This is a genomic window from Acinetobacter sp. WCHAc060025, from assembly GCF_004209355.1.
GTDB classification, from domain to species: Bacteria; Pseudomonadota; Gammaproteobacteria; order Pseudomonadales; family Moraxellaceae; genus Acinetobacter; species Acinetobacter wuhouensis.
Genome location: NZ_SGSX01000042.1, coordinates 1 through 7,009, shown reverse-complemented (window position 1 = coordinate 7,009; position 7,009 = coordinate 1). Strand labels below are relative to the sequence as shown.

The following is a 7,009-nucleotide window of genomic DNA, read 5'->3' as shown; positions in this document are numbered from 1 at the left end:
CTTACGTTTAGCGTTATATGCTTCCCCTTTGGCTTTACCGCCTAGTTGTCCCTTACGTGTCTGACGATCTATAAATTCTTGGTATGCGTAACCATCTCGTTTCCATACCCAACGAGCAATAGATTTAGCAATGCCTTTAACCTCGTTGTACTGCATTGGAGCAGTGAATTGATTGTTCACAGAACAGCATTGAGCAATGACCGATTCAAGCCACTGATTGAATGATTTAGCTCGGTACTTCCTTACTTCAACATAAGCCCAATGTCGCACTGTATGGAACACACAGCAGTTACGACCAAGCCCTACAGCTTCATCTACTTTAATTTCTTTATTGATCTGACGAGTTGTTAAGTCTAGACGTTCAGAAAGTTGATCAAGTGTGTAAGGTTGTTCACGCAGCACATACGTTCGCCATGAGCTGTGTACGGCGTTTTTAGTTATAAGCCCACTGTAGTTGATGTCTGCATCTAAAACCTGTCTAAGAGCCGTATAAACTGCATTGGCGTACTTTATTGGCTTATCGTTGCTTGCATTGGTCTGATAGATTGGAGTTGCTAATTGATAAATGTAGTGTGCATGTCCGTTCTCAGGATTCTCTACAATTAAATTAGGAGTAGGTACGCCCACCATCGAATAAAAGTAGTCGATGTATGCTGTTGATGAATCAAGATCAAAAACAAAGAAATGAGTGTAGTAAGGGTGATTAGGCTGAATATAGCGTTTAAGCAATGCTAAATGTTTGGGACGAATCTGTAGCCCCATGTGCAGATCATCCGAGCAATAAGGCTTGCTTGGGAATCTGTCTGTAATTTGTGCTAAGTCTAGCGATAATTGTTGCATTGCATAACGTACCTGTTTGCAAATGCACTTTTGTTCTGTATTATTAATTACAGATCATGTGCAAACGTGTTCTAAGGATTCAAGCCTGTATTTCTAAACTTTGGCGAGCGAGGAAATACGGGCTTTTTCATTTCTGAAATATTTGTATCACAATTCATGTACAGATGCTAAGAATTCACCGTTAAATTAGCCAAATAAACGACCTAACAAGCCTTTCTTTTCATGGTTCTTATATTCAATTAGTTTTTGATCTAGTTGCTGTTTAAGCCATGCTTCATTTGCTTTGACGTATTCAAGTTGCTTTTCAAGTTGTTCAACTTGTAATTTGAGTTGTTCAATTTGTTGCTGTAAAAGCTGTTCATTGCTGTTTTTAGATTGTTCAAGTTTATGTTGAATAGGTTGTTCAATATTATTTGTATTATTCAGTTGCTCAGTGATAGCTTGCTCTACAGCTTTCTTATCAGTCTTATTTCCAAATAGTCGCATCATATCTTGAGCAGAAACAGTACCATCACTGTTTTTAGTTATCTCGCCTTTCTTGATTCGAGCATAGATAGTATTTCGACTGACTTTAAATAATTTGCTTGCTTGGTTAATAGATAGATTGCTCATACATGGTCATTCTTGTTCTATTTGATTGATCAAGATTATACAGTATTTAGCATGTTTTAAAGTGTTCAATAAAAAAGGGAGCAACTAGCCCCCTTTCAAGTGGTCGATTTAATCAACGCACATTCATTTTCTTTTCAAGTTCAACAATTTTCTTATCTAATAGATTTTGCTCTTGTGATAGTTTGGCAATCTCTACACGAAGTTTAGCTTGCTCAACATATAATTTACCTAATTCATCAAATTCATTAGCAGGCTTTGACTTAGCTTTCTTTTCTTCTTTAGCAATTTTAGCTTTATTTGCTAGACGTGTTGCTTGTGCTTTCTTAGCACGATCAGCATTACGGCTTTCAGCATACTGTTTTGCTTTATCAAGAGTTAGCTCAGAAAAATCATAAATGCTATTTAAATCATCAAGGCTGTAAATAAATTTTGGATATTGTTTAAAGCCCTTTAGCTTTTCTTGAATAGCTGATTTATCTAAATCCTTATCTACATCCAAAACATTTTGGATTTCAGGGATAGAGAAAGTATAGTTTTTTGGTGCTTCTGTAGTCATGTTTATGTTCAACTTAATTAATATTTAACTCATGCAAATAGGTTAGCAAACTTAATAAACTATTGAAATACAACCAATGTGGTGAATATTGATAAAGTTGATCGATTCAAGCTATATAGATATAAATAACAGGACAGAGGTTACTATGAGTTTAGAAATCACACCAAATTTAGAGATGGAAAAAGAAGAGTTAAAAGTAATAGATACATTTATTAAAACATACGTAAATAAGTTATTAGATTACCAATCTTTTAACCATTCAAAAGCAAAGGAGATCACAAAGTTACTTAAAGTAAATTTAGAACTGTTTGAAAGAAAAGATACTAAAAAAGTGCTTAACTATGGTGAACCTCTTACAGCACAGCAAAAGCGTGACTTAGGAATAAATACTCGATTAAAAGTAAATAATGGATTCCTAAATTTCATAAATATTGAATCTATAGATAAAACAGATTTATTCGGATTCATTACAGAAGCTGAATTTTATGCTAGAGCTAGAGCTTGGTCAGAAAGAGAAATAAACAGAGCTAAAAAATTGAAATCAACATTAAGACTCAATATAGATAAAGAATCTTGCCCCAATTCAATAAATGAAAATGGGATATATACCGTTAAGAATGCACCTTTACTTCCACTAGCAACTTGTGGAAATAAATGCTTATGTACTTATTTCACAGAAGTTAGTTTCTAATTAACCAATAAATGTAAGCTCTCTACGTGAATAGAAATTAATTTGCAGGGCAGTTGTACTGTTTCATTCACGTAGAGAGAACAAATAAATTATTTATTCTGCTGATCGATAAATGAACCACAATGCTTACATTTACGAGCATCAAATCTAATTAACTCCCTACAATCAGGACAATTTATATGTGGAACATTTTCAAATAGTGGCTGATTCATAGCAATTTTTTGTTGATTGTTTTCTATTGGCTTTTGACTTACAGGTATTACATCAGAACTTCCACAAAATTTACACTCACCTAGACCTGACCTACGCCAAATCATGTATATCAAACCAGGAATAATATAAAAAAGAATCAGAATGAAAGTAATCCAACCACTACCTTTTAATTTTGATTCACCACACTGTTTACATTTATTGCAATAGACGATAGCCATATACTTTTATCTTTGAAATTTTCATTAATATTAGTCATTTGTTAGTAACTAGACAATCTATAGGAAATTTAAAGATTATCTATCATTAGACTATACCCAAATGATAATAGAGTTAAATGATAAAAATATCTATCAATAGACTATTATTTTAAATTAAATGATAGTATTATCATAAGACTTAATAGGGTAGAGTTAAATGAGAAATGACAGTTAGAATATATGTAAGAGCCAGTACAAAAGATCAAGATGCAGAAAGAGCATTAGATGATTTAAAAGAGTTTGCTAATACCATACACGGCGTTGTAGTTGAATATGTAGAAAATGAATCAGGTACAAAGCTAGATAGACCTGTATTAAATAAATTGTTAGATGAAGCAGAGAATGGAGATACTTTACTTGTTGAGAGCGTTGATAGATTGTCACGTTTAAAACAAGATGACTTTGAAATATTGAAAAGACGTATTAAAGATAAAGGATTGAAGCTAGTTGTTTCCGATCTACCAACTACTCACGTATTGATGAATGCAGATGATACCATTACAAGCTCTATCCTAAATCTAGTTAATAACTTGTTAATTGATTTGCTTGCTACTATGGCTCGATTGGACAATGAAAAGCGTATAGAACGCATTAAACAAGGTTTAGAGAGAAGCGGATACAAGCCAAGTGGAAAGAAAGCAGATTTAGAAAAACATGCTAGAATTAAAGAGTTAGCTAATAAAGGGCTTACAAAAGAAGAAGTAGCTAAAGCTGTAGAGTGTGGTGTTGCTACTGTTTATAGAGTTTTAAAAGGATAAGGTATGGAATTAAGTGATAGTCTTGGAATAATAGCCACTTTATTAGCTATCTTAGGAGCTTTTAAAATATCTAGAGATTGGCGAAATCAAAAAGGAAGTGAAGTAATAGCAAAAGAAGCAAATGAAATTACTAAAGATCTATCAGCTATAAATCAAAGTATATATGAATTAAAGAATACTCTACAAAGTAAAGAAAATGCTTTAACCAACCTTAATAATATCAAAAAAATTTCTGATAAAATCAATAGAGAGTTACTATTTTTAAAAGGTAGTCTTATTGATGATGAACTAGAAAATAATATTAATTTATTTATAGAATCTAAAAAAAATCTTTTTATAAATATAGAAGTATCGCTTAAAAGTTATGATATGCATAAATTTTTAGATGAAATGTCGGAACCTAATATGCTATTAAAATTTAATCAATATACAAATGATATAGATAACCTAATAACAATTTCTAGAAAATACTCTTTATATCAAAGATCTATAAAATTAAAAAATCATAAAAGCGCATAGGCACACCGCACCTCACACGTGAGTGAACATACATGTACACGTGAGAGGTACAATAATACCTATTAAAGCTCTGAATCTCTGGATGCTTTAAATAGCTTTACATTATCCACTAATGGTATATATAGGCTTACATTAATAATATCAATTCCATCTAAACTAGGCAGAGCATTCATAATATTTGATGTAATCTTGTCTAACCTTTCCTTATTCTTTAATACTTTGTATACTTGTTCTGTTTCTGCATTTACTTTTTTTATTAGGTATTACCATATAACTAAATTTGATATTAGTTGATTGTATACGCGGTTAATTTGATGTTGATTATAGTCGATCATTATTATTGTTTTTCCTTAATTCTAATAGCAGTACCAAATGTTTTACTTCTATTTACTAATTCTTTGTCATTCTGTTTTGCTAGGTATGAGTAACGATAAACTGCATCTACAAATTGATCATCATTATTTAAATTATGTCCAGAGCCTTTAATAGCTTCATTCATAGGCTTGTGATGGTTTAATCCAATTTTTGTATAGTTATCTACTATTTCATATTCAATACCGTCTAAATTAGCTACTACTTTAATTAAGTAACGCCTAAACATATCAGGACTTATGTCAGATTGATCAATAACAATACCTAGTTCTAAATGTAATCCTTTCTGTTTTTTTGCATACTCAAAACTATAAATTAAGCCATAGCTGTATTTGTATTCTCTTAATTTTCTTGTAAACTTAGATAAATCAAATGTGTCATTGTTATCTAATGATAATGTGAAACGAAGTATAGTAGGTCTATTCATTTCATTTCTGCATCTTTTAAGTGTGTGTATGATTGATTGCATACTCTTTCTACTTATGTTGTATTTAATACCTGTTTTTGGATTAAGTTGATTATTGATCTTGTATCCTAGATATATGTTAGAAGTTATTAGTTTACTCATTATTGGTTAAAGGGAGATATAAGTTTTAATTTGTATTGTTATTAGATATAAAGAGTATATAGAAGCTAATAAGTAATTAGATTGATTACTATATAAATTGATATATGTATCTGTAAGGTAGATGTATCTATACTCAGTTTATCCGAATTGTTCTTGAAAACCTGAAAGCCTTACACAGCAAGGCATATAGAGTTTTATGATCAAATAATAATCATCAAAAAAACCCATAGTTTCGTAGATGGCTTGTCGTGATAGTGTCTATAGATTGATATAAAAGCGTTTCAGGTATTTGATGAGAAGAACATCAATATTTATTGGTATCTTTTAGTTATGAGAGAATACTACCACATAACAACAAATTTGTCAATATTCAACAACTTAAATGCCAAAAAGCAATTAAATACTGCTGTTTGAATGAATACACCTACTGAGCGCAGAATTACGTTGAGTGAAATTAGCATCAAGTCCTAGAGATGCCCTCAGATTTGAGGGGGATGTATTGAATACAATGTTCTATATGTTGTTTGATGATTGGTATAGAAATATGTATACATATTTATTTATGAGTTGATTTGTTTAGCTGTCAGATTTTATTGATAGAAAGATGTATCTAAGTTCAGATGCATATATTCAGAAAGCGAATTGCGTTTTACTGTGTTCCTAGATAGTGTGGTTGTAAGATACATTTACCACTAGATATAGGTTTGAATATATTTCTGCATGCTCACAGAATCGCTCAGGTTAAACGATAGACACCTTGCCCAACCACTTGCACCACACAGCACTTAAAGTGTCTTAAATCGCTTCCTATGAGCTTCTGTGAAACGTGGTTAAGATAGTAAGGCTTAGTATCGAATACCTGTTACTAATTTAATTTGAGCTTTTAGGAATTGAAGAAATATAAATCCTGTCATCGCGGACTAGGTATTATTTGAAGTACCTTGTCAAAAAGGGAGGGAGTAAGTCTGTTGTGCCCCCACCCCTAAATCCTGTCCTCAATTTGAGGATGGACGTTTACTCACTCTGAGGAAACGATACCATGTTCAAAAGGATATTAACTTACTCCAACCGAGGGAGTTGATAACCACAATTGGTGAATAACGATAACCTGCAATGCAGGACATCGACTCCGTGATCTTTAAGAGGGATTCTTTTTTAAAGCTCCGTTCCCTTTCCATTGTGAAGTTGATAAACATTACATAACTAATTTTAATGAAAGGTTATGGCTTCTGCTGATTTAAGTTATTCCAAATAAACAAGAAATGGTTGAAAGATGAAAAGTTAATAAGAAGAAAATAATTAATATCTAGTAATGTTTGAATGCTGTTCTAAACAAGAAAACAAATTAGAGAGATTGAAATAAATATTTATATTCTCCACGCCCTCTGTTCTTCTCAATCCTATAGCTGCTACAGACAGTCGGTTGGAAGCTGTTTCAATCATTCCGCTAAACCTGAAAACAAGTAATGGAATACCAACACGGCGGAAAGCTAAAAACAGCCTAAAAGGGCTAATATCTGATTTAGGCTATTTGCACCAGTAGATTACCGATCTACGAGATACTTTTAGCTTGTCTGCTATCTCTGCATAACTCATACCTTTTGCCTTGTAACGTACTGCTAG

9 protein-coding genes are annotated in these 7,009 nt (G+C 32.1%); 3 read left to right on the top strand and 6 right to left on the bottom strand.

Annotated elements, in window-relative coordinates:
• From EXE09_RS18310 to EXE09_RS18300, 3 genes are all read right to left on the bottom strand, one after another.
• Positions 1-840: replication initiation protein (locus EXE09_RS18310; RefSeq protein WP_130118218.1), on the bottom strand; the 840-nt coding region annotated here is incomplete at its 3' end.
• Between the two features lie 186 nt (positions 841-1,026).
• Positions 1,027-1,452: a plasmid replication DNA-binding protein gene (locus tag EXE09_RS18305; protein WP_130118217.1), complete on the bottom strand. Its 426-nt coding sequence runs from the start codon at positions 1,450-1,452 to the stop codon at positions 1,027-1,029.
• A gap of 112 nt (positions 1,453-1,564) precedes the next feature.
• Positions 1,565-2,008, bottom strand: a complete 444-nt coding sequence (locus EXE09_RS18300) for a hypothetical protein (RefSeq protein WP_130118216.1) — start codon at positions 2,006-2,008, stop codon at positions 1,565-1,567.
• A gap of 145 nt (positions 2,009-2,153) precedes the next feature.
• Between EXE09_RS18300 and EXE09_RS18295 the strand changes: the two genes are divergently transcribed.
• Positions 2,154-2,699, top strand: coding sequence for a hypothetical protein (locus EXE09_RS18295; RefSeq protein ID WP_130118215.1), 546 nt, complete (start codon positions 2,154-2,156; stop codon positions 2,697-2,699).
• 89 nt (positions 2,700-2,788) lie between these two features.
• Here EXE09_RS18295 and EXE09_RS18290 read toward each other — a convergent pair whose 3' ends face one another.
• Entirely contained in the window at positions 2,789-3,130 is a 342-nt protein-coding gene (locus EXE09_RS18290; RefSeq protein ID WP_130118214.1) for a Pmp3 family protein, read from the bottom strand.
• A gap of 203 nt (positions 3,131-3,333) precedes the next feature.
• Between EXE09_RS18290 and EXE09_RS18285 the strand changes: the two genes are divergently transcribed.
• Both EXE09_RS18285 and EXE09_RS18280 read left to right on the top strand, forming a co-directional pair.
• Positions 3,334-3,927, top strand: a complete 594-nt coding sequence (locus EXE09_RS18285; RefSeq protein ID WP_130118213.1) for a recombinase family protein — start codon at positions 3,334-3,336, stop codon at positions 3,925-3,927.
• Between the two features lie 3 nt (positions 3,928-3,930).
• The gene (locus EXE09_RS18280; protein ID WP_130118212.1) at positions 3,931-4,446 is read left to right on the top strand and encodes a hypothetical protein; all 516 of its coding nucleotides are present in this window, start codon (positions 3,931-3,933) and stop codon (positions 4,444-4,446) included.
• 337 nt (positions 4,447-4,783) lie between these two features.
• On the opposite strand, the gene EXE09_RS18275 is transcribed toward EXE09_RS18280, so the two are convergent.
• Both EXE09_RS18275 and EXE09_RS19200 read right to left on the bottom strand, forming a co-directional pair.
• Positions 4,784-5,245: an inovirus-type Gp2 protein gene (locus EXE09_RS18275; RefSeq protein WP_130118211.1), complete on the bottom strand. Its 462-nt coding sequence runs from the start codon at positions 5,243-5,245 to the stop codon at positions 4,784-4,786.
• Positions 5,246-6,913: 1,668 nt separating this feature from the next.
• A partial coding sequence (locus tag EXE09_RS19200; RefSeq protein ID WP_130118210.1) for a helix-turn-helix domain-containing protein occupies positions 6,914-7,009 on the bottom strand: 96 nt, incomplete at its 5' end.